Genomic DNA, 24,350 nt, shown 5'->3' with positions numbered 1-24,350 from the left:
GGCCGAAATGGCTAGCGTCGAAGGCCCGGACGGCGAGCGGGCGACGGAATGGCCGGCGGCCCGGATCAGGGCCGCCGCCATGCTGATAACGTTGATGTTCCCAGCGCTGAACAGCAACGCTCGCGGCTTGCCGCGCTCATCGACCAAGCCGTGAACCTTGGTCGTGCGGCCGCCGCGCGAGCGACCTATGGCTTGGAGGAAGCCTCCCCTTTGTGCCCGCCGCCGAGCGGTGCGCCTTCCGAAGAAGCGCGTCAGCTGTTCGTAGAGCCAGGACGTCCCACGTCTACAGGCTCGCCAATTGCGGGGGATCCCGGCGCTCCGCTTCGCTGCGGCCGGGATGACAGACCTCAGATCGTCGAGACGCCTCCCAGCGAAGCCTACGGCAGTTGAGCCGGCTAGAGCGGGATCGACACTACGCTAACCGGCCAACTTCCCTCCGAATTCCCCCGCGAAGGCGGGGGCCCAAGCTGTCTCCCAAGGGGTGGCGGGGCCGAGGACGCCCCGCTGACCGCGCTTAGATCTCCACCGCGCAGAGAAGCGGGTTTGGAAGCCCGTGCCGGGTGACTGCCAGCGCCCCCTAAGACGCCGAGAGCCAGGCCGGCGCGGCAGCGCGATCGAACACCGCCCCGCCCTTCCCGGCCGCTCGGCTTACGCCGCCCCCGCGCTTAGAAGGACTTGCCGTCCACCTGCTGCGGCTCCAGGGCGAAGACGTCGACGCCGTCGATGCAGCGGACGTTGATCGCCGCCATCTTCGCGCCGTTCGGCGCCTCGCCGCGAGCGAAGGATTCGATGCCGCAGTCGGCGCAGAACAGGTGCTGGATCTTGCCGGTGTTGAACCGGTATTCGGTCAGGGCGTCCTCGCCCGACAGCAGCGTGAAGGCTTCGATGGGCGCAAAGGCCAGAACCGAGCCCAGCTTGGCGCAGCGCGAACAGTTGCAGGCGATGGTCTGAGACAGATCGCCCTCGACCTCGAAACGGACCCTGCCGCATTGGCAGCCGCCGGTATGCTTGCTCATGGCTTCCTCCCTTGGATACGCCGGGCCGCGGATCCGGCGGTCTTGTCGTCTCTCACCAGCCCACGCCATGCGACCGACGGCGCAGGACATGCACCGACCACGCCGTACACAGGCCACCCGCGCCGCCCGTACTGCTCGGGCTGCCCAGGCGCAGCCGGCACCAGGCCGGCGCGGAGCAGCGCCGCCCGCCACGCCGACGAAACCAATCCACCGCGACCGCCGCGCGAAACCGCCAGCGACGATCCAGCCTCGGGCCACCGAGGTTCTCGGCCAGTCCAAGCCCGCTCCCGCCCCAAGGCGCAACGAGCCCGATCAGGGCGCCGCGCGCGCCTAGATGTCTTCCAGCAGCGCCACGCCCGGCGCGGTCTTCAACGCGCCGCGCAGCGAGGCGTCGAGCGTGTAGCGGCCCGGCAGCTTCAGTTCGATCTCGCGTCCGCCGCCCAGGGCTGCGACGAAGCTGATCTCGCCGCCCTTCTGGGTCATGGCCGGCTCGATGCGGCGCTTGAGGGCCTCGATCTCGGTGGCCGCCGGCGACAGGTGCACGCGCAGCCCCGCCACCACGTTCTCGATGGCCTTCTCGATCGGCTCGGCGTCGTCGCCGAAGAAGCGCACCTCGCCGTCGCGGGCCTTGGAGCGGACCTTGATGACCACGCCCTTGCCGGGCTCCAGCACGTCACGGCACTTGCGCAGGGACTCTGGCGGGAACAGCACCTCGTACTCGCCCGACGGATCCGACAGCGAGACGAAGGCGAAACGCTCGCCGCTCTGGGAGGCGCGCTCCTGGCGGCGACGGACGATGCCGCACATGCGCAGGGCCTCGGCCCCGGCCTCGGCCTGGGCCATGGCCTCGGTCAGCATCACGGTGCGCCGGCGGCGCAGCATGCCGACCATGTCCTCCAGCGGGTGGCCGGTCAGGTAGAAGCCGACGGCCGACAGTTCCTCGTCGAGCAGGTCGACCTGGGTCCAGGGTTCGACCTTCTTCAGGCGCGGACGGCTGGCGGCCGCATCGCCGCCGAACAGCGCGTGCTGGCCGCCCTGGCGATCGGCCGCGACGCTCTGGCCGTGGGCGATCAGCACGTCGGCGTTGGCGAACACCTGGGCGCGGTTCTTGTTGAACGAGTCGAAGGCCCCTGCCCGCGCCAGGTTTTCGATGGCCCGCTTGTTGACCTGCTTGGGATCGACGCGCTCGACGAAGTCGAAGATGTCGCGGAACGGCCCGCCCTCCTCGCGCACGGCCACCAGATGCTTCATCGCTTCCAGGCCGACGTTGCGCACCGCGCCCAGCGCGTAGAGCACCTCGCCGTTCTCGACCTCGAAGTCGGCGCCCGAGCGGTTCACGTCCGGGGCCCGCACGGTGATGTTGAAGCGGCGGGCGTCCTGGTGGAACACCGCCAGCTTGTCGGTGTTGGAGATATCCAGGCTCATCGACGCGGCGAGGAACTCGACCGGCGTGTTGGCCTTCAGCCAGGCCGTCTGATAGGCGATCAGGGCGTAGGCGGCCGCGTGGCTCTTGTTGAAGCCGTAGCCGGCGAACTTGGCCACCAGTTCGAAGATCGAGCCCGACTGCTCTTCCGGCACGCCCTTTTCCTTGGCGCCGGAGACGAAGCGGATCTTCTGGAGATCCATCTCCTCTTTCTTCTTCTTACCCATGGCGCGACGCAGCAGGTCGGCCTCGCCCAGGCTGTAGCCGGCCAGGATCTGGGCGATCTGCATCACCTGCTCCTGGTAGACGATGACCCCGTAGGTCTCGCGCAGCACGTTCTCGAGCGAGGGATGCAGGGTGTCGACGGGCTTTCGGCCGAACTTGCAGTCGACGAAGGTGTCGATGTTGTCCATCGGACCCGGGCGATAGAGCGAGATCAGCGCGGTGATCTCCTCGATCGAGCCGCAGCGCATCTTGCGCAGGGTGTCGCGCATGCCCTGGCTTTCCAGCTGGAACACGCCGACCGTCTGACCCGAGGCCAGCAGTTCGTAGCTCTTGGCGTCGTCGAACGGCAGGCGGCCCAGGTCCACCTCCATGCCGCGCTTGCGCAGGTGCTTCACCGCGCGGTCGAGCACGGTCAGGGTCTTCAGGCCCAGGAAGTCGAACTTCACCAGGCCGGCGCTCTCGACCCACTTCATGTTGAACTGGGTGGCGGGCAGGTCCGAGCGCGGATCCTTGTAGAGCGGCGTCAGCTGGGTCAGCGGGCGATCGCCGATCACCACGCCGGCGGCGTGGGTCGAGGCGTTGCGGAACAGGCCTTCCAGCTGCAGGGCCACGTCCAGGCAGTTGGAGACGTTGGCGTCCTCGTTCTTGGCCTGCTTGAGGCGCGGCTCGATGTCGATGGCCTGGGCCAGAGTGACCGGCGCTGCCGGGTTGTTGGGCACCATCTTGCAGAGACGGTCGACCAGGCCCAGCGGCAGCTGCATCACCCGGCCGACGTCGCGCAGCACGGCGCGGGCCTGCAACGAACCGAAGGTGATGATCTGGGCCACGCGGTCGCGGCCGTACTTCTCCTGCACGTAGGAGATCACCTCTTCGCGACGCTCCTGGCAGAAGTCGACGTCGAAGTCGGGCATGGAGACCCGTTCGGGATTGAGGAAGCGCTCGAACAGCAGGCCAAAGCGCAGCGGGTCGAGGTCGGTGATGGTCAGCACCCAGGCGACCAGCGAGCCGGCGCCCGACCCCCGCCCCGGACCGACCGGGATGCCGTGATCCTTGCCCCACTTGATGAAGTCGGAAACGATCAGGAAGTAGCCGGGGAAGCCCATCTTGACGATGATGCCGAGCTCGAAGTCGAGCCGCTCCCAATAGACGTGCTCTTCCATGGCCAGGGTCAGGCCGTCGAGCCGCTTGCGCAGCCCTTCGCGCGCCTGGTGCGCCAGTTCCTCGGCCTCGTTGCGGCCGTCGCCCGTCGGGAAGCTGGGCAGGATCGGGTCGCGCTTCTTGACCATGAAGGCGCAGCGGCGGGCGATGTCGAGCGTGTTGTCGCAGGCTTCGGGCAGGTCGGCGAACAGTTTGCGCATGTCGTCGGCCGGCTTGAACCAGTGCTCGGGCGTCACCCGGCGACGCTCGTCCTGGCCCACGAACGAGCCGTCGGCGATGCACAGCAGCGCATCGTGGGCGTCGTAGAGCTCGGGCTTGGCGTAGTAGCAGTCGTTGGTGGCGACCAGCGGCGCGTCGTGCTCGTAGGCCCAGTCCACCAGGCCCGGCTCGGCCGCGGCCTGCTGCGGCAGGCCATGCCTCTGCAGCTCGACATAGAAGCGGTCGCCGAACACCTTCTGCATCTCGGCCAGGGCGGCGACGCCCTCGGACGTCTTGCCGGCCGCGAACAGGCTGTCGACCGGGCCGTCGGTGCCGCCCGACAGCAGGATCAGGCCTTCGGAGTACTCGACCACCTTGGCCCACGGCACGACCGGCTCGGCCAGTTCGCCGCTTTCCAGATAGGCCAGCGACGACAACTCCGAGAGGTTCAGATAGCCCCGCTCGTTCTGCACCAGCAGGGTGATCGTCGGCTCGCGCGACCAGCGCTCGGACGGCTTGGCGCCGATGCCCTTCACCGGCAGGGCGCAGCCTATGATCGGCTGAACGCCGTTGTCCTTGGAATAGACGGAGAACTCCAGGGCGCCGAACAGGTTGGCCCGATCGGCGATCCCCGCGGCGGGCATGCCGCCGGCGGCGGCCATGCCCGGAATCTTGTCGGCCTTGATGGCCCCTTCCAGCAGCGAATAGGCCGACCGGACGCGGAGGTGGACGAAACCCTGGCCTTCCACACCCGACATCACAAGACCCTCGCTATTCGACTCAGGCCACCAGCTGGGCGACCGAACACATCATCCAGACGAAGCCGGCGACAGATACAAGCGCCAAAGACTCACGCGCGATCCGGACCATAACATCCCTCCACAGCTCGTTGGCCAGTTGCCTTTTTGTTCCATATTCCCCTTTCGTTCTCACCGCAATAGTCCACAGGCAAGTTGCGAGCTTTTTTGCCGCAAGGGGCCGATCGTCGCGGATCAACCGGGCGGCTCTGGCCTTCCCGGCCGGAACGCGGCAGAAGCCGCGCCATGCGCCTGATCATCGACACCGACACCGCCGGAGACGACGTCTTCTCCCTGATGCTCGCCCTGCGCCGCCCCGGCGTCAGCGTCGAGGCGATCACCATCAGCCACGGCAATGTCGGCTTCGAACAGCACGCCGAGAACGCCCTGGTGACGCTGGAAGCCTGCGAGGCGGCCGGCGTGCCGGTCTACATGGGCGCGCAGAAGCCCTTCAGCCGCATCCCGCTGGACGCCGCCTACGTGTTCGGCGCCGACGGCATGAGCGATGCAGCGCTCCCCAAGGCCGCCCAGCGCCCCTGCCCCGGCCATGCCGCCGACGAGATCGTGCGGCGGGTGATGCAGGCGCCCGGCGAGATCACCCTGCTGGCCCAGGCCCCGCTGACCAACATCGCCCTGGCCGTGCTGCGCGAGCCGGAAATCGCGAAGGCCGCCAAGGCCCTGTGGGTGATGGGCGGCACCGACAACGGCGTCGGCAACGTCACGCCGGCGGCCGAGTACAATTTCTATGTCGATCCCGAGGCGGCCAAGATCGTCGTCAACGCCGGCTTCGACCTGCACGTGGTCACCTGGACCGAAACCCTGCGCGACGGACTGCTGACCACGGCGCAGCTGGGCGAGCTCGACGCCCTGGGCACGCCGCGCGCCAGGTTCTTCACCAAGGTCAACGAGGCCTCGCTGGCCTTCGCCCGCGACACCGAGGGCCTGGACGGCAGCCTGCACCCCGACGCCCTGACCTGCGCGGCCATGCTGGACGAAGCCCTGGTGTTGGAAGCCGAGCGCTGCGTGATCGACGTGGAGACCATGGGCGAGCTGACGCGCGGCTATCTCAGCGTCTCGCACTCGATCCTGCCCGACATCGAGATCGCCGACCCGGCCCTCAAGCGCCGCGAGCCCAACGCCCGGGTGATCAAGAAGATCGACCAGGCGGGGTTCTTCGCGGCGATGCGGCAGGCGCTGCTCTAGCGCCTAGAAGCTCTGCGGCTCCAGGTGGCCGTCGCGCAGGGCGAAGACCCGGTCCATGTAGCGGGCCAGCTCCATGTTGTGGGTGGCGATCAGGGCGGCGACGCCCTGCCCGCGCGCCAGGTCGTACAGCGCCTGGAAGGTGGCCGCCGAGGTGGCCGGATCGAGGTTGCCGGTCGGCTCGTCGGCCAGCAGCAGCTTGGGCGAATTGGCCAGGGCCCGGGCGATGGCCACCCGCTGCTGTTCGCCGCCCGACATCTGGCCGGGCTGGTGGTCTACCCGCGCCGCCAGGCCCAGCTGCCCCAGCAGGCCGACGGCGCGTTCACGAGCCTCGGCGCGGCGGCGGCCGGCGATCATCTGCGGCAGCTCCACGTTCTCGCCGGCCGTGAACTCCGGCAGCAGGTGGTGGAACTGGTAGACGAAGCCCACGGTCGACAGGCGAACCTTGGTGCGCTGGCGCTCGGACAGCTTGGAGCAGTCCTTGCCGTCGACAGCGATGATGCCGGCGTCGGGGCGCTCCAGCAGGCCTGCCGCGTGCAACAGCGACGACTTGCCCGAGCCCGACGGGCCGATCAGGCCCACGACCTCGCCCGGATAGACGTCGAGATCCGCGCCGCGCAGCACGGTCAGCTTGCCGGCCTCGGTGACGTAGGTGCGCTCGACGCCGCGCAGCGACAGGACGGGGCTACTCATAGCGAAGGGCCTCAACGGGATCGAGGCGCGAGGCCCGCAGCGCCGGCGGCAGGGTCGCCAGCACGCTCATCAGGGTGGAGATCGAGACGACACCGCCGACCTCGACCCAGTCGATCTTGGCCGGGATGTGGGCCAGGAAATAGATGTCGGCGCTGAACACGGCGGTGCCGGTGGCCCATTCGACGAAGTTCTGGATGGCGGTGATGTTGGCACAGAACAGCACGCCCAGCAGCAGGCCGGTCAGGGTTCCGGCCACGCCGATCGAGGCGCCCGCCATGATGAAGATGCGCAGGATCGACGACTGGCTGGCGCCCATGGTGCGCAGGATGGCGATGTCGCGGCCCTTGTTCTTCACCAGCATGACCAGGCCGGAAATGATGTTCAGCGTGGCGATGGCGACGATGAAGAACAGGATCAGGCGCATCACCTTGCGCTCGACCTGCAGCGCGTTGAAGTAGCTGCTGTTCTTGTCCATCCAGTCGGTGATGAAGGCGCCGGGGCCGACGGCCTGCTCGATGGCGGCCTTGGCCTGCTTGGCGTCGTCCGGATCGGTCAGCTTGACCTCGACATAGTCGATGGCCGTGTCGCGCCCGAAGAACAGCTGCGCCTGGGCCAGCGGCATCATCACATAGCTCTCGTCGAACTGGCTCATGCCGACGCTGAACACGCCGCCGACGACGTAGTCCTTCTCGCGCGTCGACGTGCCGAACGCCGTGGCCGGGCCCGAGGGCGAGATCAGGGTGATCGGGTCGCCGACCGACAGGCCCAGGTTGCGGGCCATGCGATCGCCGATCAGCACCATGTCGCCGCCGTACTCGCCCTCGCCGAAGCCGTTGAGCGAGCCCTGCTTGATGTTCTTGGAGATCAGGGTCATGCCGCGCAGGTCGGCCGGATTGACGCCGCGGACGATGGCGCCGGTCACCTGGTTGGGGCCGATCACCATGGCCTGGGCCTCGACCAGGGGCGCGGCCTGGACCACGCCGGGGCTGGCCTTGATGCGGGCGATGACGCCCTCGCGGTCGGGGCCGTTGACCAGCGGCCCCTGGGCGTAGATGTGGCCGTTGAAGCCGAGCAGCCGGCCGAGAAGCTCGGCGCGGAAGCCGTTCATGACGCTCATCACGGTGATGAGGGCGAAAACCGCCAGCATCACCGCGCTGAACGAGATCACCGAGATCAGGGCGACGCCGCCGTTCTTGCGCTTGGTGCGCAGGTAACGCCAGGCGACCGTCCGTTCCCAGATCCCGAAGGGCCCCGCGCCGAACGCCATCAGGCGGCGGCCTTGCCGGTCAGGCGGGCGATCACCGCGTCGAGCGGCTCGGAGACGCGCTCGCCGGTCTTGCGGTTCTTCAGCTCGACCACGCCCTCGGCGATGCCCTTGGGGCCGACGATCAGCTGCCAGGGCAGGCCGATCAGGTCCATGGTGGCGAACTTGGCGCCGCCGCGTGCGTCGGTGTCGTCATAGAGCACGTCGACGCCGGCCGCCTGCAGGGCCTTGTAGGCCTCGTCGCAAGCCGCGTCGCAGGCCGCATCGCCCTGGCGCATGTTGACGATGCCGACGTGGAACGGCGCGACGCTTTCCGGCCAGATGATGCCGCCGTCGTCGTGGCTGGCCTCGATGATCGCGCCCAGCAGGCGCGAGACGCCGACGCCGTAGCTGCCCATCTGGACCGGCGTTTCCTTGCCGTCGGGACCCATGACCAGGGCCTTCATCGGCTCGGAATACTTCGTGCCGAACGAGAAGATGTGGCCGACCTCGATGCCGCGGGCCGACAGGCGCTCGCCCTCGGGGATGGCGTCGAAGGCGGCTTCGTCGTGCATTTCCTCGGTCGCGGCGTAGAGCGCGGTGCGCTCGTTCACCAGCGGCTGCAGGTCGCCGTACCAGTCGACGTCGGGACCAGGCGCGGCCATCTCGACCAGGTCCTTGTGGCAGAAGACGGCGCTTTCGCCCGTCTCGGCCAGCACGATGAACTCGTGGGACAGGTCCCCGCCGATCGGGCCGGTATCGGCCCGCATCGGCACGGCCTTCAGGCCCATGCGCGAGAACAAGTTCAGATAGGCCACGAACATGCGGTTGTACGACTTGCGCGCGCCCTCGGCGTCGAGGTCGAAGCTGTAGGCGTCCTTCATCAGGAACTCGCGGCCACGCATCACGCCGAAGCGCGGGCGGCGCTCGTCGCGGAACTTCCACTGAACGTGGTAGAGGTTCTTGGGCAGATCCTTGTAGCTCCGCACCGAGGCGCGGAAGATCTCGGTGACCATTTCCTCGTTGGTGGGCCCGTACAGCAGCTCGCGCTCGTGGCGGTCGGTGATGCGCAGCATCTCCGGGCCGTAGGCGTCGTAGCGGCCCGACTCGCGCCACAGGTCGGCCAGCTGCAGGGTCGGCATCAGGAGCTCGATGGCGCCGGCGCGATCCATTTCCTCGCGGACGATCTGCTCGATCTTGTTGAGCACCCGCAGGCCCAGTGGCAGCCAGGCGTAGATGCCGGCGGCCTCCTGGCGGATCATGCCCGCGCGCAGCATCAGCTGGTGCGAGGCGATCTGGGCGTCGGAAGGAGCTTCTTTCAGGACGGGCAGGAAGTAGCGCGACAGGCGCATGGACGAGACGTCTCCGGGAGTATTCGAGGCGTTGAGATAGCCGGTCGCCATTCAGCTTGGCAACGCGCGCGGCGAAAAGATGACGTTTTGAGTGTCGAGAGCGTCCGACTGCCGAAAGAGTTGGGCGGCCAGGCCGCTCGACGCCTTCGCTGAAGCCCCCAGGGCCAGGCTAAACGAAAAGAAGGCCGCGCGGTTCAATCGCGCGGCCGTTCAAGTTCATCGTCGGGGAAGACGCCACAGAGCAAGGCCGAACCCGGCCTCGTCATGACAATGTACGACCGTCGAACGACTGTTGGGGCATGCGATTGCCGCTGGCGTTCAAGCTCCGCGCGTTTCGCCCAAGACATGGGCGTTTGACGGGCAGGAGATCGCCGTTCGCACAAGCCTTGGGCGCCCAGCCCCCGGCTGCAAAAGTTTTCAGTAGGTCGCGGGCAGGTCCGGCAGGCTGACCAGCTGGAACTTCACCACCAGCCACAGAATCGCAAACAGCACGAGCGCCACGCAGGTGGTGGTGAGGAACTTGCGCTTCAGATTGGGGTTCACCGGCGCGCCGGGATCGGCTCCCGGCGGCGGCTCGATCCCCATCTCGTGGTAGCTGCGCGTGCCCAGAGGCAGCACGGCGAACAGCACCGTCCACCAGATGGTCAGGAAGATCGCGACGCTGGTGATCGGGCCCATCAGTGATGCGCGTCCTTGGGGCTTTCCATCAATTCCACGAGCATGCCGCCCATGTCCTTGGGGTGAACGAAGATGATCAGCGTTCCGTGGGCGCCGATCCTGGGCTCGCCTAGCACGGTCGCGCCCTTGGCGACCAGCGCGTCGCGCGCCTCATAGATGTTCTCGACCTCGAAACAGACGTGATGCTGGCCGCCCTTGGGGTTCTTGGCCAGGAAGGCGTGGATCGGCGATTTCTCGCCATAGGGCTCGATCAGTTCGATCTGGCTGTTGGGCAGGTTGACGAAGCAGACCCAGACGCCCTGCTCGGGCATGGCCCACTTGTCGGTCACCGAGGTGGCCCCGAGCAGCTCGCGGTACATCTTCACCGACTCGTCGATGGAGGGCGTGGCGACGCCGATGTGGTTGAGCCTGCCGATCATGGTTCCTGTCCCGGGCTGGAGCGGTGTTGGAGCCCAACTAACCGCGCCTCCGGTCGCGGCAGTCAAGCGCCGCGAAGGCCCTTCAGCCAGTGGAAGCGCACCGGCATGACCTGGATCAGGAGGAAGCCGGCGACGAAACCGCCCAGGTGGGCCTGCCAGGCGATGCCGCCGCCCCCGCCCGACAGCGCGCCGTAGCCGAACGCCGCGCCCAGGACGACCAGGTTGGAGATCAGCGCCGAACCGACCTGGCGCAGCACCGAAGGCGCCAGGATCGGCGCGAGCCTGGCTTCGCCCGGCCCGCTCAGCCGCGCAACCGCGCCCCACAGGCCGAAGATGGCGCCCGAGGCCCCGACGGCCAGCACCTGGTCGGGTCCCAGCAGCAGGAAGGCGCCCGCCCCGGCCAGGCCGCAGGCGAGGTAGAAGAACAGGAACAGCACCCCGCCCAGGGCGTCGCGGCCGAACCGCTGGGCGATCGCCGGCCCCAGCGCCACCAGGGCGCCGCTATTGAACACGATGTGCAGCCAGCCCCAGGACTGACCCCAGCTCATGTGCATGAACATGTGGGTCAGCGGCGTCCACCACAGGCCCTGGTAGACGCCGGGCTTCCACAGTCCGCCCAGGGCGAAGGCCAGCTGCCCCTGCCCCATCAGCTCGAAGGCCGACTGGACCAGGAAGGCCAGCCAGATCAGCGCCAGCACGACGACCATCGGCCAGGCCTCGAACCACAGGATGGCCGGGCTGCGCCCGAACAGCCCTTCGCGCCGCGGGGGCGTGTCGGAACCGTTCGGGGTCTGGTCGTCGGTGCTCATGCGGCGATCAGAGGCGCAGGACGGTCGTCTCGACGACCGGCTTGCGTTCCCAGATGCGGAAGGCGGCCTTCTTCACCGCGCGCGAGATGGCGTTCTCGATGGTCTCGTCGATCTCGCGGTCGTCGCCCGACAGGCGCTTGAAGGCCTCTTCGGCCTCTTCGGCCAGGTCGTCCAGGGCTTCGTCGAGGGGATACTCCTCGTCGCCGGCCAGGCCCAGGCCACGAACCTGCGGGCCCGAAACGATCTTGTTGCGGCCGTCGAGCACGATCGACACGGCCAGCACGCCATTGAACGCCGCGTGGCGACGCTCGCGCAGGGCCTCGCCGTTCTCGGGCGTCACGACGCCGCCGTCGACGTACAGGCGCCCCGCCGGCACCTCGTCGATGATCTCCGGGTGGCCCGGCGCCAGGCGAACCATGTCGCCGTTGCGCGGGCTGACGGCGTGGGGAACCTGCAGATCCTTGGCGAAGGCGGCGTGCTCGAGCAGGTGGCGGCGCTCGCCGTGGGTCGGCACGGCGATCTGCGGCCGGGCCCACTGGTACATCTGCTTCAGTTCGTCGCGGCACGGGTGGCCGCTGACGTGGATGCCGGGGGTGTCGCGCTCGGTGTGCAGGCGCACGCCGCGATCGGCCAGCTTGTTCTGCAGGTTGCGGATCGGGATCTCGTTGCCCGGGATCACGCGCGAGCTGAACACCACGTGGTCGCCCGACGACAGCTTGACGTGCGGGTGGTTGCCCTCGGCGATACGGGCCAGGGCCGCCCTCGCCTCGCCCTGGCTGCCGGTGCAGAGATAGAGGATCTCGTTTTCCGGCATGTGCTTGGCCTGGTCGTCGGTGACGAACGGGTCCAGGCCGTCCAGCAGGCCCACCGAACGGGCGGCGGCGGCCATGCGGTGCATCGAGCGGCCGGCCAGGCACACCTTGCGGCCCGCGGCCTGGGCGGCGCGGATCACGGTGTCCATGCGCGCCACGTTCGAGGCGAAGCAGGCCACGGCGATCTTGCCCGTCAGGCTGCCGATCAGCTTGTTCAGCTCGACGCGGACGTCGGCTTCCGAGCCGGACTCGCCCTCGACGAAGACGTTGGTGCTGTCGCAGACCATGGCCAGCACGCCCTCGTCGCCCAGGCGGCGCAGGGCGTCGACGTCGGTGGCGGCGCCCAGTTGGGGATCGGGATCGATCTTCCAGTCGCCGGTGTGCAGAACAGTGCCCAGCGGCGTCTTGATCGCCAGGCCGTTCGGCTCGGGTATCGAGTGGGTCAGCGTGACCATTTCCAGGTGGAACGGGCCCAGGTCGAAGTTGCCGCTCAGCGGCACCTCGATGATCTCGACCTCGTCCAACAGGTTGGCGTCGCGCAGCTTCTCGCGCAGCAGGAAGGCGGTGAACGGCGTGGCGTAGACCGGGGCCTTCAGCTGCGGCCACAGCCAGGCGACCGCGCCCAGGTGGTCTTCGTGCGCGTGGGTCAGGACGATGCCGAGGATGTCGTCGGCATAGGGGACGATGTACTCGGGGTCGGGCAGGATGATCTCGACGCCCGGCGTCGTCTGGTCGCCGAAGGTGACGCCCAGGTCGACGACGATCCACTTGCGATCGTGCGCGGGCCCGTAGCCGTACAGGTTGAAGTTCATGCCGATCTCGTTCGACCCGCCCAGCGGCAGGAAGACGAGTTCGTCGTTGGTTTGCTTTTTCATTCGGTCTCTAGGTGGGTATTGCGGCGGTGAATTTCGAGGAGACCACGGATGGTCAGATCAGGGTCGAAGTGGTCGATGCTGTCGGTGGCGCCCTCGAACAGCGAGGCGACGCCGCCGGTGGCGACCACGGTCAGGGCCTCGTCGCGCTCTTTCTTGATGCGCGAGACGAGCCCTTCGATGAGTGAGATGTAGCCCCAGAACACGCCCGACTGCATGGCGCTGACGGTGTCGGTGCCGACCACGCGGTTGCGCGCGGGACGCTGGATGGCGATGCGGGGCAGCTTGGCGGCCGCTTCGTGCAGCGCCTGCATGGAGAGGTTGATGCCCGGGGCGATGATGCCGCCCTCGAAGGCGCCGTCGGCGGCCACGACGTCGAAGGTGGTGGCCGTGCCGCTGTCGATGACGATCAGCGGGCCCTTGTAGAGCATGCTGGCGCCCACGGCGTTGACCAGGCGGTCGGCGCCGGCCTCGGACGGCTTGTCGATGCGGATATCGACGCCCAGCTTGGCGTTCTCGCCGATGACCAGCGGCTCGACGTTCAGATAGCGGCGCGACAGGTTGCGCAGGTTGAACAGCGACTGGGGCACGACGCTGGAGATGATGCAGGCGTCCAGCGAGCGGAAGCTCAAGCCCTGCATCGACATCAGTTGCGACAGCCACACGACGTACTCGTCGGCGGTGCGGGTGCTCTCGGTGGCCGCGCGCCACTGGGCGATCCACGACTGGCCGTCGTGGATGGCGAACATGGTGTTGGTGTTGCCCTGTTCGATGGCCAGCAGCATCACGAAGCTCCGAAGAAGACGTCGCCGGCGGTGATCCGGCGCAGTTGGCCGTCAGCGAGACGAAGGCGCAAGGCCCCGTCGCCGTCCAGGCCCTCGGCTATGCCCTCGACCGTCTCGTTGCCGAGCCGGGCGATGCAGGGTTCGCCCATTCCGTGGGCCTTGGCGGTCCAGGCGTCGGCGATGGCGGGAAAGCCCAGGCGCATCCAGACGTCCAGCCACCGGGCGAAGGCGGCGGCCAGCACTCCGATCGCCTCGACCGGAGACGGCGGCGGTTCGGCGCGCCAGGTCGGCAGGGCCGTGGTCGGGCGCTCGCTGTCGATGGGCTTGCGGGCAAGGTTCACCCCGATCCCCACGGCCAGCCACAGGCCGCCGTCCGGCGAGTTGCCGGACTCGATGAGGATGCCGCTGATCTTGAGGCCGCCGACCATCGGGTCGTTGGGCCATTTCAGGCTGACCAGGCGCTCGGGCACGTAGGCGGCCAGCAGGTCGGCCACCGCCAGGGCGGCGACGAACGAGACCTGGGCGGCTTCGGCAGGCGGCTTGTCGAGGGTGAGCAGAAGCGTGGCGGCCAGGTTGCCGTCGCCGGTTTCCCAGGCGCGGCCCCGGCGGCCTCGGCCCGCGGTCTGTCGCAGGCCGACGATCCAGACGGGCTCGGTCCGCCCCGCTTCTGCGCGGCGGCGGACCTCGGCGTTGGTCGAGTCGATCTCGTCGAGAACGACGACGGGCGGCCCCTTGCCCGCCCCGTTGTCGAACGGGGGGCCGCCCGTCACGTCAGAGGTGGCCGAAGGCGGCCGCCGCCGCCTTGGCGGCGGGGTCGAGCCAGACCAGGGCGGCCAGCACGATCGGGAACGAGAACAGGGCCGCGGCGAAGCCGATCGCGCGAGCGGTCGGTTGCGGCTTGTCCACGCCGCCGACGGGCGCGTCGAACCACATCGTCTTGATCAGACGCAGGTAGTAGAACGCGGCCACGACGCTGCCGACCAGGCCCAGAACGGCGGCCCACTGCAGCGGCACGTCGCCCGAGCCCATGGCGGCCTTGAAGACGTAGAACTTGGCCCAGAAGCCCGAGAACGGCGGCAGGCCGAGGGCCGACAGCGAGAACGCGGTCATGGCCAGGGCGATGCCCGGACGTTCCTTCACCAGGCCGGCCATGTCCTCGATGGTCTCCATCGGCTTGCCGTCGCGGTTCAGGGCCTGCAGGCAGGCGAAGAAGCCGGTGACGTCCACCATGTAGAGCACCATGAAGACCAGCATCGAGTGCAGGCCGGTCTCGCCGCCGGTCGCCACGCCCAGCAGGGCGTAACCGACGTTGGCGATCGAGGAGTAGGCCCACAGGCGCTTGAGGTTGGTCTGGGCCAGACCCGCGAAGGCACCGACGAACACCGACAGCAGGGCGGCGATGATCAGCACCTGGCGCCATTGGGCCACGGCGTCGGGGAAGGCGTCGCCCAGCACGCGGGCGAACATCATCATGGCGGCCAGCTTCGGCGCGGCGGCGAAGAAGCCGACGACCGGGGTCGGGGCGCCTTCATAGACGTCCGGGGTCCACATGTGGAACGGCGCGGCCGAAACCTTGAACGCCAGGCCGCAGATCACAAAGATCAGGCCGAACAGCAGGCCAAGGCCGTGGGCGCCGTGCGAGGCGGCGGCGATGTCGGCGAAGCGGGTCGAACCGGCGAAGCCGTAGATCAACGAGGCGCCGTACAGCAGGATGCCCGACGACAGCGCGCCCAGCACGAAGTACTTCAGGCCCGCTTCCGAGGCCTTGGCGTCATCGCGGCGGAAGGCCGCCAGGACGTACAGGGCCAGCGATTGCAGCTCGACGCCGATATAGAGGCTGATCAGGTCGCCGGCCGAGGCGGTGACGCCCATGCCGACGGCCGACAGCACGACCAGGACCGGGAACTCGAACTTCTGGTCGCCGCGGGCGGCCAGCCAGCGGTCGCCCAGCACGACGGCCACGGCGCTGAAGAGGAAGATCGCAACCTTGGCGTAGCTGGCGGCGGCGTCGGCCGAGTAGACGCCGTTGAAGGCGTGGCCGTGCGGACCGATCGCCGCCAGGACGGCGGCGGCCAGCAGCGCCAGCACCGAGGCGCCCGTGAAGACCGGCGTGGTCTTCTTGGAGAAGGCGCCCCAGACCAGCAGGACCAGGGCCGAGACGCCCAGGACCAGTTCCGGCAGAACGAGGGAGATGTTGGCGGAGAACGTCATGGGATCCCTCACCCGCCCACGGCGGCGCGCCAGGCGCCGACGAGCCCGTCGACGGACGACGCGGTCAGGTTGAACACAAGATTAGGATAGATGCCGAGCACCAGGGTCATGATGATCAGCGGCACGAAGAGCAGGATCTCGCGCGCGTCGAGGTCGGTGATCGTCTTCAGTTCCGGGTTGACGATCTCGCCGTACATGACGCGGCGGTACAGCGTCAGGGCGTACATCGCCGACAGGATCACGCCGGTGGCCGACACGATCGCCGTCCAGGTCGAGGCCTGGTAGACGCCGGTCATCGTCAGGATTTCGCCGACGAAGCCCGAGGTGCCCGGCAGGCCGACATTGCCCATCGTGAACAGCAGGAACACGAAGGCGTAGTGCGGCATGCGGGCCGTCAGGCCGCCGTAGAAGGCGATCTCGCGGGTGTGCATGCGGTCGTAGACGACGCCGACACAGAGGAAGAGCGCGCCGGAGATCACGCCGTGGCTCAGCATCTGGAACAGAGCGCCCTGCTCGCCCGCGGCGTTGCCCGAGAAGATGCCCATGGTCACGAAGCCCATGTGGGCCACCGACGAGTAGGCGATCAGCTTCTTGATGTCGGTCTGACGGAAGGCGACCAGCGAGGTGTAGACGATGGCGATGGCCGACATCGCGAACACCAGGGGCTGGAACAGCTCCGAAGCGTTCGGGAACATCGGGATGCTGAAGCGCATGAAGCCGTAGCCGCCCATCTTCAGCAGGATGCCGGCCAGGATGACCGAACCCGCCGTCGGGGCTTCCACGTGGGCGTCAGGCAGCCAGGTGTGCACCGGCCACATCGGCATCTTCACCGCGAACGAGGCGAAGAAGGCCAGCCACAGCCAGGTCTGCAACCACGGGGCGAACTTGAAGGCCATCAGCTCGGGGATCGACGAGGTGCCGGCGATCGAGATCATCGCCAGGATGGCCGCCAGCATCAGCACCGAGCCGAGCAGCGTGTAGAGGAAGAACTTGTAGGCCGCGTAGATCCGGCGCTTGCCGCCCCAGATGCCGATGATCAGGAACATCGGCACCAGGCCCCCTTCGAAGAAGAGGTAGAACAGCACCAGGTCCAGCGCGCAGAACACGCCGATCACCAGGGTCTCCAGGACCAGGAAGGCGATCAGGTACTCGACGACGCGCTTCTCGACCGACTTCCAGCTGGCCACGATACAGATCGGCAGCAGGAAGGCGGTCAGCAGGACGAACAGCACCGAGATGCCGTCGACGCCCATGCGGTAGTGCAGGCCGGCGAACCAGGCGAAGTCTTCCACGAACTGGAAGCCCGGGTTCTTGGCGTCGAACTGGAGGGTGACCACCAGCGACAGGGCGAAGGTCACCAGCGTGGTCGCGAGCGCGATCCACTTGGCCAGGGCGTCGGTGGCCGCGCCCGTCCCCTTGGCGGCGCGAGCCGCCAGGATCAGGGCCACGCCGACGAGCGGAGCGAAGGTCGTAAGGCTGAGCAGACCAGTCATCGATCCGTCCTCAACGGAATGCGTAAAGGGCGAACGTCAGCAGGCCGGCGACGCCGAGCAGCATGACGAAAGCGTAGTGGTACACGTAGCCGGTCTGGGCTTTGCCCGTCTTGCGGCCGACGGCGTAGGAGACGGCGCTGACGCCGTCGGGACCCAGGCGATCGATGATCTTCTGGTCCCCGCCCTTCCAGAACAGGTCGCCGAGGAACTTGGCGGCGCGCACGAAGGTGGCGTCGTAGAGCTCGTCGAAGAACCACTTGTTGTAGAAGAACACGTACAGCGGACCCTTGCGCTCGGCGAGCTTCAGGCCCAGGCGCTCGTCACCCCTGATCAGGTAGACGTAGATCGCGATGGCCAGGCCGATCAGCGAGGCGATCAGCGGGCTCCACTTCACCCAGTTGGCGACCTCGTGCGCTTCATGCAGCACGTGATTGCCAGGGGCCGTGGCGATGGCGCCGCGCCAGAACTCGGCCTCGTGGTGACCCACGAAGAAGTCGACGAAGAAGAAGCCGGCGAAGATCGCGCCCAGGGCCAGCACGACCAGCGGGAACAGCATCACCACCGGGCTCTCGTGCGGCTTGTGATCATGGCCGTGGCCATGGTCGTCGTGACCGTGATCGTCGTGCGCGCCGTGGGCGTGGTCGTCATGACCATGGGCGGCGTGCGCGTGATCGTCGTGGCCGTGAGCCGCGTGAGCGTCATGGCCATGATCGTCATGACCCCAGCGAGCCTTGCCGTTGAAGGTGAAGAAGGCCAGGCGCCACGAGTAGAACGAGGTCAGGCCCGCGACCAGCACGCCGATCACCCACGCGAACATGGCGATCTGGTTGTGGCCGCCCGCGGCGAACGCGGCTTCGATGATGGTGTCCTTCGAGTAGAAGCCGGCGAAGCCCAGGTGCAGCGGCGGGAAGCCGAGGCCCGTGATGGCGATCGTGCCGATCGTCATCGCGATGAAGGTCACCGGCAGCATCTTGGCCAGGGCGCCGTAGCGACGCATGTCCTGTTCGTGGTGCATGCCGTGGATCACCGAACCGGCGCCCAGGAACAGCAGCGCCTTGAAGAAGGCGTGCGTGAACAGGTGGAACATGGCCGCCTGATAGGCGCCGACGCCAGCCGCGAAGAACATGTAGCCCAGCTGCGAGCAGGTCGAGTAGGCGATCACGCGCTTGATGTCGTTCTGGGTCAGGCCGACCGTGGCGGCGAACAGAGCCGTCACCGCGCCGATGACCGTGACGATGTTCTTGGTCACCGGGGCGTATTCGAACATCGGCGACAGCAGGCACAGCATGTAGACGCCCGCGGTCACCATGGTGGCCGCGTGGATCAGGGCCGACACCGGGGTCGGGCCTTCCATGGCGTCAGGAAGCCAGGTGTGCAGGAAGAACTGCGCCGACTTGCCCATCGCGCCGATGAACAGCAGGAAGCAGGCGATGTCGACCAGCGGCCACTGATGGCCGGCGAACTCCCAGCTGCGGGCGGCGCCCGCCTGGATCATCGGGAACAGCTCGGCGAAGTTGATCGTGCCGAACGCCCAGTAGACGGTCATGATGCCGAGCGCGAAGCCGAAGTCGCCGACGCGGTTGACGACGAAGGCCTTGATGGCGGCCGCGCTGGCCGACGGCTTCTTGAACCAGAAGCCGATCAGCAGGTACGAGGCCAGACCCACGCCTTCCCAGCCGAAGAACAGCTGCATGAAGTCGGCGGCGGTGACCAGCGACAGCATGGCGAAGGTGAAGAGCGACAGGTACGCGAAGAAGCGCGGCTTGCTGTCGTCCTCGGCCATGTAGCCCCAGGAATAGATGTGCACGAGCGCCGAGACGGTCGTGACCACGATCAGCATGGTCGCCGACAGGGCGTCGATGCGGATCGACCAGTTGGCGATGAAGTCGCCCACGTGGATGAAGGGCAGCAGCGAGACCGTGAAGGCCTCCATGTGGCCCCAGGTCCACTGGCTGAAGGTGACCCACGACAGCGCGCAGGCCAGGATCAGCAGGCCCGTGGTGACGGCTTGCGAAGCGACGTTGCCGATCCGCCGGCCGAACAGGCCGGCGATGATCGCGCCCACGAGCGGGGCGAAGACGAGAATGGTGACGAGCGATTGCACTGGGTCAGCCCTTCATCATGCTGGCGTCGTCGACCGCGATGTCGCCGCGGTTCCGGAAGAAGGTCACCAGGATGGCGAGGCCGACGGCGGCCTCGGCGGCCGCCACGGTCAGCACGAACATCGCGAAGATCTGGCCCACCACGTTGTGCAGGTAGGCCGAGAAGGCGACCAGGTTGATGTTCACCGCCAGCAGGATCAGCTCGATCGACATCAGGATGACGATGATGTTCTTGCGGTTCACGAAGATCCCGAAGACGCCGATCGTCAGCAGGATGGCGGCGACGATGAGGTAATGCGGAAGGCCGATCATTCGCTGATCCCCTCGCCCGGCTTGATCTGCACGAGTTCCATTCCGGTCTTGGGCGTGCGGGCGACCTGCTTGCCGATGTCCTGGCGCTTGACGCCCGGCTTATGACGCAGGGTCAGGACGATGGCGCCGATCATCGCGACCAGCAGCACCAGGCCCGCCGCCTGGAAGAAGAAGATGTAGTCGGTGTAGAGCACCCGGCCGATGGCCTCGGTGTTGCTGACACCGCCCGGCGACGCCAGCGGAGCGGCGTTCTTGGCGGCCGCGCCGTTGGTGGCCACGCTGACGGCGACCATGATCATCTCGATCGTCAGGACGCCGCCGACCAGACCGCCGATGGGCAGGTACTGGGCGAAGCCGTCCCGAAGCGCTTCGAAGTCGATGTCGAGCATCATGACGACGAAGAGGAACAGCACCGCGACCGCGCCCACATAGACGACGATCAGCAGCATCGCGAGGAACTCCGCGCCCAGGAGGACGAAGAGGCCTGCGGCCGAGAAGAAGGCGGTGATCAGGAAGAGCACCGAGTGCACGGGGTTCTTGGCCGAGACGACGAGAAGACCCGCCGCAATGGTCACGAACGCCAGCAAGTAGAAAGCTATCGCCTGCAAGGCCATTGGCCCAGGTGCTCCCCTGATAAGTTCAAATAACAGCGACGTGCGAAGCGCACGCCGCCAACCTCGGATTCGCGCCGACCGTTTACCGGTACGGAGCGTCCAACTCCAGATTCTTCGCGATCAGCCGCTCCCAACGGTCACCGTTGTCGAGCAGCTTTTCCTTGTCGTAGTAGAGCTCTTCACGCGTCTCGACCGCGAACTCGATGTTCGGGCCTTCGACGATGGCGTCCACCGGGCAGGCCTCCTGGCACAGGCCGCAGTAGATGCACTTGACCATGTCGATGTCGTACCGGGTCGTACGGCGGCTGCCGTCCTCGCGCGGTTCGGCCTCGATGGTGATGGCCTGGGCCGGGCAGATGGCCTCGCACAGCTTGCACGCGATGCAGCGCTCTTCCCCGTTGGGATAGCGGCGCAGAGCGTGCTCGCCCCGGAAACGAGGCGACTGCGGGCCGCGCTCGTTCGGATAGATCACGGTCTTCTTCGGCGCGACCAGATACTTCATGGCCAGGCCGAAGGCGCCTGCGAAGTCCAGCAGGGCGACGCCTTTGACGGCTTGGGTGATACGACTCATCATGGCCGCTTAACCTTCGGAATGACGCAGGTGTAGTTCGAAAGCTGGGCGGGATCTCCCCCGTCCATCTTGGCTTGCAACGTTCCGCCTTCGGCCTGGCACTTGTCGCCGGCCCGACGCAGCTCGTCGTAGTTCACGATCCCTCGCCCCAGCGAATAGGAACCGGCCGTCTCGGCGGTCGCGCACGCGCCCGTCGAGACCAGGGCCAGCCCCGTCAGGGCCAGGGCGAGCGGACGCCTCATCCCGCCACCGGCGAGAAGACGCGCCAGGCCGCGACCAGGACGACCAGCACCAGCGACATCGGCAGGAAGACCTTCCAGCCCAGGCGCATCAGTTGGTCGTAGCGGTAGCGGGGCACGATGGCCTTGGCCATGGCGAACATGAAGAACCAGAAGCAGATCTTGGCGTAGAACACCAAGGCCAGCAGCAGGTTGGCCGCGAACGTCGGCCAGGTGGCCATGAAGTCCGTCGGGAAGCCGGGGTTCCAGCCGCCGAAGAACAGCACGTTGATCATGGCGCACATCAGAACGATGTTCGAATACTCGGCGACCATGAACAGCAGGTACGGGGTCGAGGAGTACTCGACCTGGTAACCGGCCACGAGTTCGGATTCAGCTTCCGGAAGGTCGAACGGCGGGCGGTTCGTCTCGGCCAGGGCCGAGATGTAGAACATGCCCATGGCGATCACCATGACCGGCAGCAGGACGATGTTCTTGAGGCCGCCGCCGAAGACGTTCCAGTTCCAGATCCAGCCCGACTGGGCTTCGACGATCGTCGACAGGTTCATCGAGCCGGCCAGCAGGATCACCGTGATGATGATCAGGCCGATCGACACTTCGTACGACACCATCTGCGCGGCCGAACGCAGCGCGCCCAGGAACGGGTACTTCGAGTTCGAAGCCCAGCCGCCCATGATGATGCCGTAGACGCCCAGCGAGCTCATCGCCAGCAGGTAGAGGATGCCGACGTTCAGGTTGGAGACGACCCAGCCCGGAGCGAACGGCACCACGGCCCAGCCGATGAAGCCCAGAACCAGGCTGATCAGCGGGGCCAGCAGGAAGATGGCCTTGTCGGCGCCGGCCGGGATGACGATTTCCTTCAGCACGAACTTGCCGAAGTCGGCGAACGACTGAAGCAGGCCGAAGGGACCAACGACGTTGGGACCCTTGCGCATCTGGACGCCGGCCCAGATCTTGCGGTCGGCCAGCAGCAGGAAGGCCAGGCTCAGCAGAACCCAGATCACGACCAGCAGGATGCCGCCGAGCGTGAGGCCGAACCAGAGAAGCGGATTGATCTCGTTCACGGCTTACTCCGCGGCGATCTTGGAGGCGGCCGAGACGTTGGCCGCGCACTCGGCCATGGTCACGCTGGCGCGCGCGATGGGATTGGTCAGGTGGAAGGCCTTCACCGGGCTCTCGAACGGAGCGTCGGAGACCTCCCCTTCCCCGCCGACGGCGGCGAGGTCGAACACGGTGGCAACCGAGCCCGGGGCGAAGTCGATCTGGCCGAAGGTCGGGTGATCGGCAAACAGCTTGGCGCGCAGCTGGTCCAGGCTGTCGTACGGCAGCTTTTGGCCCAGGGTTTCCGACAGCGCCCGCAGGATCGACCAGTCTTCCTTGGCCTCGCCCTTCGGGAACACGGCGCGCTTGCCCATTTGGACGCGGCCTTCGGTGTTGACGTACAGGCCGTTCTTCTCGGTGTAGGCCGCGCCCGGCAGGATGACGTCCGCCTTGTGGGCGCCGGCGTCGCCGTGGGTGCCGAGGTAGATCTTGAAGGCGTCCGAAGCGGCGCTTTCGCACTCGTCGGCGCCCAGCAGGAACAGCACGTCCAGCGCGCCCGGCTTCAGCATGTCGCCGGCGGCCAGGCCGCCCTCGGCCGGGACGAAGCCCAGGTCGAGGCCGGCCACGCGGGCGGCGGCGGTGTGCAGCACGTTCCAGCCGTTCCAGCCTTCGCGCACGACCTTGAAGGTCTTGGCGAGGCCCGCGGCGGCCTTGAGGATCGCCGCGCCGTCGGCGCGGGCGATGGCGCCCTGGCCGATGATGATCGCGGGACGCTCGGCGGCCTTGAAGGCGGCCACGAAGTCGTTCTTGGCCTTGGCCAGGCCCGACAGCGTCTTGGCGCCGGCGCCGAGGTAGTCGTAGCCGAAGGTCAGGTCGACCTGCTCGCCGATGACGCCGAAGCGGGTCTTGCCGGCCAGCCACTGCTTGCGGAAGCGGGCGTTGAGGACCGGAGCCTCGAGGCGCGGGTTGGAGCCGACGAACAGGACGACGTCGGCGTCTTCGATGCCGGCGATGGTCGAGTTGAACAGCCAGCTTTCGCGCGGGCCGGCGCCCAGGGCGGCGCCGTCCTGGCGGGCGTCCAGGTTCTTCACGCCCAGGGCGGTGAAGAGGTCCTTGGTCGCCTTCAGGCTTTCGGCGTCCTGCAGGTCGCCGGCGATGACGCCGATACGCTCAGGCGCGGTCGCCTTGATCTTGGCCGAGACGGCGGCGAAAGCCTCCGACCAAGTGGCCGGCTTCAGCTTGCCGTCGACGCGGACGTACGGACGGTCCAGGCGCTGGCGCTGCAGGCCGTCGACGGCGTAGCGGGTCTTGTCGGAGATCCACTCTTCGTTGACGTCCTCGTTGATGCGCGGCAGCACGCGCAGCACGGCGTTGGCGCGGCCGTCGACGCGGATCGACGAGCCCAGCGCGTCCATCACGTCGATGCTTTCGGTCTTCTTCAGTTCCCACGGACGGGCTTCGAAGGCGTACGGCTTGGAGGTCAGCGCGCCGACCGGGCACAGGTCGATGACGTTGGCCGACAGTTCCGAGGTCACCGCGGCGCCGAGGTAGGTCGTGATCTCGACGTCTTCACCGCGCGAAATCAGGCCGATCTCCGGCGAGCCGGCGACTTCGGTGATGAAGCGGACGCAGCGGGTGCACTGGATGCAGCGCGTCATCACGGTCTTGATGAGAGGGCCCATGGCCTTCTCTTCGACCGCGCGCTTGTTCTCGTCGTAGCGGCTGTCGTCGCGGCCGTAGCCGACGGCCTGGTCCTGCAGGTCGCACTCGCCGCCCTGGTCGCAGATCGGGCAGTCCAGCGGGTGGTTGATGAGCAGGAACTCCATCACACCTTCGCGGGCCTTCTTGACCATCGGGGTGTTGGTGAAGATCTCCTGGCCCTCGGCGGCCGGCAGGGCGCACGAAGCCTGCGGCTTCGGCGGACCGGGCTTAACCTCGACCAGGCACATGCGGCAGTTGCCGGCGATGCTCAGACGCTCGTGATAGCAGAAGCGCGGGATCTCTTCCCCAGCCAGTTCCGCGACCTGCAGAACCGTCATGCCGGGTTCGAACTCGACCTCGACGCCGTTGACCTTGGCGATTGCCAT

At 67.5% G+C, this 24,350-nt stretch carries 22 protein-coding genes and 1 pseudogene; 1 reads left to right on the top strand and 22 read right to left on the bottom strand.

What is annotated here, in order from left to right; genetic code table 11:
• Positions 1 to 138 precede the first annotated feature (138 nt).
• From G5B46_RS00725 to sidA, 4 genes and pseudogenes are all read right to left on the bottom strand, one after another.
• A pseudogene (locus tag G5B46_RS00725) lies at positions 139 to 238 on the bottom strand (IS5/IS1182 family transposase); the annotation flags it as partial.
• A gap of 427 nt (positions 239 to 665) precedes the next feature.
• Positions 666 to 1,016: a GFA family protein gene (locus G5B46_RS00720; protein ID WP_165255216.1), complete on the bottom strand. Its 351-nt coding sequence runs from the start codon at positions 1,014 to 1,016 to the stop codon at positions 666 to 668.
• Positions 1,017 to 1,346: 330 nt separating this feature from the next.
• Positions 1,347 to 4,778 carry a DNA polymerase III subunit alpha gene (dnaE, locus tag G5B46_RS00715; RefSeq protein WP_165255215.1) on the bottom strand — a complete coding sequence of 1,144 codons (3,432 nt, stop codon included), beginning with the start codon at positions 4,776 to 4,778 and terminating at the stop codon, positions 1,347 to 1,349.
• Between the two features lie 22 nt (positions 4,779 to 4,800).
• On the bottom strand, positions 4,801 to 4,890 hold the full coding sequence (sidA, locus tag G5B46_RS00710) for a cell division inhibitor SidA (RefSeq protein ID WP_058346375.1): 90 nt from the start codon (positions 4,888 to 4,890) through the stop codon (positions 4,801 to 4,803).
• 173 nt (positions 4,891 to 5,063) lie between these two features.
• On the opposite strand from sidA, the gene G5B46_RS00705 reads away from it, so the two are divergent.
• Positions 5,064 to 6,020 carry a nucleoside hydrolase gene (locus tag G5B46_RS00705; RefSeq protein WP_165255214.1) on the top strand — a complete coding sequence of 319 codons (957 nt, stop codon included), beginning with the start codon at positions 5,064 to 5,066 and terminating at the stop codon, positions 6,018 to 6,020.
• A gap of 3 nt (positions 6,021 to 6,023) precedes the next feature.
• On the opposite strand, the gene G5B46_RS00700 is transcribed toward G5B46_RS00705, so the two are convergent.
• The 18 genes from G5B46_RS00700 to nuoG all read right to left on the bottom strand — a co-directional run bounded on the left by G5B46_RS00700 (position 6,024) and on the right by nuoG (position 24,350).
• Positions 6,024 to 6,710: an ABC transporter ATP-binding protein gene (locus G5B46_RS00700; protein WP_165255213.1), complete on the bottom strand. Its 687-nt coding sequence runs from the start codon at positions 6,708 to 6,710 to the stop codon at positions 6,024 to 6,026.
• On the bottom strand, positions 6,703 to 7,977 hold the full coding sequence (locus G5B46_RS00695) for a lipoprotein-releasing ABC transporter permease subunit (protein ID WP_165255212.1): 1,275 nt from the start codon (positions 7,975 to 7,977) through the stop codon (positions 6,703 to 6,705). Before G5B46_RS00695 ends, G5B46_RS00700 begins: the two co-directional genes overlap by 8 nt.
• A complete protein-coding gene (gene proS / locus G5B46_RS00690; RefSeq protein WP_165255211.1) occupies positions 7,977 to 9,305 on the bottom strand; it encodes a proline--tRNA ligase in 1,329 nt (442 codons plus the stop codon). Before proS ends, G5B46_RS00695 begins: the two co-directional genes overlap by 1 nt.
• A gap of 417 nt (positions 9,306 to 9,722) precedes the next feature.
• Positions 9,723 to 9,983 carry a DUF1467 family protein gene (locus G5B46_RS00685; protein WP_165255210.1) on the bottom strand — a complete coding sequence of 87 codons (261 nt, stop codon included), beginning with the start codon at positions 9,981 to 9,983 and terminating at the stop codon, positions 9,723 to 9,725.
• Positions 9,983 to 10,402 (bottom strand): methylmalonyl-CoA epimerase, encoded by a 420-nt coding sequence (mce, locus tag G5B46_RS00680; protein ID WP_165255208.1) that lies wholly within the window; start codon positions 10,400 to 10,402, stop codon positions 9,983 to 9,985. Before mce ends, G5B46_RS00685 begins: the two co-directional genes overlap by 1 nt.
• A gap of 62 nt (positions 10,403 to 10,464) precedes the next feature.
• Entirely contained in the window at positions 10,465 to 11,211 is a 747-nt protein-coding gene (locus tag G5B46_RS00675) for a rhomboid family intramembrane serine protease (RefSeq protein WP_165255206.1), read from the bottom strand.
• A gap of 7 nt (positions 11,212 to 11,218) precedes the next feature.
• A complete protein-coding gene (locus G5B46_RS00670; protein WP_165255205.1) occupies positions 11,219 to 12,898 on the bottom strand; it encodes a ribonuclease J in 1,680 nt (559 codons plus the stop codon).
• A complete protein-coding gene (locus G5B46_RS00665) occupies positions 12,895 to 13,683 on the bottom strand; it encodes a type III pantothenate kinase (protein WP_165255203.1) in 789 nt (262 codons plus the stop codon). The genes G5B46_RS00670 and G5B46_RS00665 overlap by 4 nt, the downstream gene beginning before the upstream one ends.
• Positions 13,680 to 14,450, bottom strand: coding sequence for a biotin--[acetyl-CoA-carboxylase] ligase (locus G5B46_RS00660; protein WP_165255201.1), 771 nt, complete (start codon positions 14,448 to 14,450; stop codon positions 13,680 to 13,682). Before G5B46_RS00660 ends, G5B46_RS00665 begins: the two co-directional genes overlap by 4 nt.
• A gap of 1 nt (position 14,451) precedes the next feature.
• A complete protein-coding gene (gene nuoN, locus G5B46_RS00655) occupies positions 14,452 to 15,891 on the bottom strand; it encodes an NADH-quinone oxidoreductase subunit NuoN (RefSeq protein ID WP_165255199.1) in 1,440 nt (479 codons plus the stop codon).
• 8 nt (positions 15,892 to 15,899) lie between these two features.
• Entirely contained in the window at positions 15,900 to 17,384 is a 1,485-nt protein-coding gene (locus tag G5B46_RS00650) for an NADH-quinone oxidoreductase subunit M (protein ID WP_165255198.1), read from the bottom strand.
• A 10-nt stretch (positions 17,385 to 17,394) separates the two neighbouring features.
• The gene (gene nuoL / locus G5B46_RS00645; RefSeq protein ID WP_165255196.1) at positions 17,395 to 19,488 is read right to left on the bottom strand and encodes an NADH-quinone oxidoreductase subunit L; all 2,094 of its coding nucleotides are present in this window, start codon (positions 19,486 to 19,488) and stop codon (positions 17,395 to 17,397) included.
• 4 nt (positions 19,489 to 19,492) lie between these two features.
• Positions 19,493 to 19,798 (bottom strand): NADH-quinone oxidoreductase subunit NuoK, encoded by a 306-nt coding sequence (gene nuoK / locus G5B46_RS00640; protein WP_101719841.1) that lies wholly within the window; start codon positions 19,796 to 19,798, stop codon positions 19,493 to 19,495.
• Positions 19,795 to 20,412: an NADH-quinone oxidoreductase subunit J gene (locus G5B46_RS00635; RefSeq protein WP_101719842.1), complete on the bottom strand. Its 618-nt coding sequence runs from the start codon at positions 20,410 to 20,412 to the stop codon at positions 19,795 to 19,797. The genes nuoK and G5B46_RS00635 overlap by 4 nt, the downstream gene beginning before the upstream one ends.
• An 82-nt stretch (positions 20,413 to 20,494) precedes the next feature.
• Positions 20,495 to 20,986 (bottom strand): NADH-quinone oxidoreductase subunit NuoI, encoded by a 492-nt coding sequence (gene nuoI / locus G5B46_RS00630; RefSeq protein WP_058346359.1) that lies wholly within the window; start codon positions 20,984 to 20,986, stop codon positions 20,495 to 20,497.
• Positions 20,983 to 21,225 carry a hypothetical protein gene (locus G5B46_RS00625; protein WP_165255194.1) on the bottom strand — a complete coding sequence of 81 codons (243 nt, stop codon included), beginning with the start codon at positions 21,223 to 21,225 and terminating at the stop codon, positions 20,983 to 20,985. The genes nuoI and G5B46_RS00625 overlap by 4 nt, the downstream gene beginning before the upstream one ends.
• Positions 21,222 to 22,286, bottom strand: a complete 1,065-nt coding sequence (nuoH, locus tag G5B46_RS00620; RefSeq protein WP_101719843.1) for an NADH-quinone oxidoreductase subunit NuoH — start codon at positions 22,284 to 22,286, stop codon at positions 21,222 to 21,224. The genes G5B46_RS00625 and nuoH overlap by 4 nt, the downstream gene beginning before the upstream one ends.
• 3 nt (positions 22,287 to 22,289) lie before the next feature.
• Positions 22,290 to 24,350: an NADH-quinone oxidoreductase subunit NuoG gene (nuoG, locus tag G5B46_RS00615; RefSeq protein WP_165255192.1), complete on the bottom strand. Its 2,061-nt coding sequence runs from the start codon at positions 24,348 to 24,350 to the stop codon at positions 22,290 to 22,292.

Origin of the sequence: Caulobacter sp. 602-2 (assembly GCF_011043625.1) — a bacterium.
In the GTDB taxonomy this organism is placed as follows: Bacteria; Pseudomonadota; Alphaproteobacteria; order Caulobacterales; family Caulobacteraceae; genus Caulobacter.
The sequence above is the reverse complement of the archived record's forward strand: the minus strand, read 5'-3'. Positions and strand labels throughout refer to the sequence as shown.

Bases quoted from the DNA above. Each gene is read 5' to 3' on its own strand.
- G5B46_RS00720 (WP_165255216.1), bottom strand. From the start codon at position 1,016: ATGAGCAAGCATACCGGCGGCTGCCAATGCGGCAGGGTCCGTTTCGAG.
- dnaE (WP_165255215.1), bottom strand. From the start codon at position 4,778: ATGTCGGGTGTGGAAGGCCAGGGTTTCGTCCACCTCCGCGTCCGGTCG.
- sidA (WP_058346375.1), bottom strand. From the start codon at position 4,890: ATGGTCCGGATCGCGCGTGAGTCTTTGGCGCTTGTATCTGTCGCCGGC.
- G5B46_RS00705 (WP_165255214.1), top strand. From the start codon at position 5,064: ATGCGCCTGATCATCGACACCGACACCGCCGGAGACGACGTCTTCTCC.
- G5B46_RS00700 (WP_165255213.1), bottom strand. From the start codon at position 6,710: ATGAGTAGCCCCGTCCTGTCGCTGCGCGGCGTCGAGCGCACCTACGTC.
- G5B46_RS00695 (WP_165255212.1), bottom strand. From the start codon at position 7,977: ATGGCGTTCGGCGCGGGGCCCTTCGGGATCTGGGAACGGACGGTCGCC.
- proS (WP_165255211.1), bottom strand. From the start codon at position 9,305: ATGCGCCTGTCGCGCTACTTCCTGCCCGTCCTGAAAGAAGCTCCTTCC.
- G5B46_RS00685 (WP_165255210.1), bottom strand. From the start codon at position 9,983: ATGGGCCCGATCACCAGCGTCGCGATCTTCCTGACCATCTGGTGGACG.
- mce (WP_165255208.1), bottom strand. From the start codon at position 10,402: ATGATCGGCAGGCTCAACCACATCGGCGTCGCCACGCCCTCCATCGAC.
- G5B46_RS00675 (WP_165255206.1), bottom strand. From the start codon at position 11,211: ATGAGCACCGACGACCAGACCCCGAACGGTTCCGACACGCCCCCGCGG.
- G5B46_RS00670 (WP_165255205.1), bottom strand. From the start codon at position 12,898: ATGAAAAAGCAAACCAACGACGAACTCGTCTTCCTGCCGCTGGGCGGG.
- nuoN (WP_165255199.1), bottom strand. From the start codon at position 15,891: ATGACGTTCTCCGCCAACATCTCCCTCGTTCTGCCGGAACTGGTCCTG.
- G5B46_RS00650 (WP_165255198.1), bottom strand. From the start codon at position 17,384: ATGACTGGTCTGCTCAGCCTTACGACCTTCGCTCCGCTCGTCGGCGTG.
- nuoK (WP_101719841.1), bottom strand. From the start codon at position 19,798: ATGATCGGCCTTCCGCATTACCTCATCGTCGCCGCCATCCTGCTGACG.
- G5B46_RS00635 (WP_101719842.1), bottom strand. From the start codon at position 20,412: ATGGCCTTGCAGGCGATAGCTTTCTACTTGCTGGCGTTCGTGACCATT.
- nuoI (WP_058346359.1), bottom strand. From the start codon at position 20,986: ATGATGAGTCGTATCACCCAAGCCGTCAAAGGCGTCGCCCTGCTGGAC.
- G5B46_RS00625 (WP_165255194.1), bottom strand. From the start codon at position 21,225: ATGAGGCGTCCGCTCGCCCTGGCCCTGACGGGGCTGGCCCTGGTCTCG.
- nuoG (WP_165255192.1), bottom strand. From the start codon at position 24,350: ATGGCAATCGCCAAGGTCAACGGCGTCGAGGTCGAGTTCGAACCCGGC.